We start from the raw sequence: 535 nt of genomic DNA on the forward strand, positions 1-535 counted from the left end.
TCCTGGTTCCGTCGCTCAGGATGACTTCTTTTCCTTTATATCTAGTCAAACGGACGCGGAATACATTCGATTGCCGTTTATCAATCAGCGTCAGCCGGGTAAAGAAGAAATAAAGCGGATCAAGTAAGTACCATATAGACAGCAGACAGCTTCTCACATGTTCACCTTCTTTATATTCAAAGCACCCTCATATTTTGGCATGCGGCATGACACATTATGATTGGTAAATAATGATGCCGCCCTGTATCAGCTTCTGCAAAAACCGCTTAAGGCTCTACTGTCCGAAACAGAAAAAAACACTCTTCATGAAGAAGAGTGTCTGTATCCGCTTTCTTTTAACGGAAAAGCAAATGCTGGCTGTGAATTCCCGCTTTTTTCAGTAAGGCTATCAGCTGTTCCTGTTCCTCAGGCATAAGTCCTGAAAACGCTCTCGCAATTCTCAATGAATGAATCGGATAAATTTTATCCAAATACTCGTTTCCTTTATCAGTTAAATGGGCGTAAACAGACCGTTTGTCCTTCGGGTCTTGTTCTC

Annotated in this window: 2 protein-coding genes; both read right to left on the reverse strand. The window is 42.1% G+C overall.

Features of this window, described 5'->3' with window-relative positions; all coding sequences use genetic code 11:
• Positions 1–157: YkoP family protein (locus ACV1FX_RS41775; protein WP_473123293.1), on the reverse strand; the 157-nt coding region annotated here is incomplete at its 3' end.
• Positions 158–335: 178 nt separating this feature from the next.
• A partial coding sequence (locus ACV1FX_RS41780; RefSeq protein WP_473123292.1) for a MarR family winged helix-turn-helix transcriptional regulator occupies positions 336–535 on the reverse strand: 200 nt, incomplete at its 5' end.

This window comes from Bradyrhizobium ingae, from assembly GCF_055791185.1.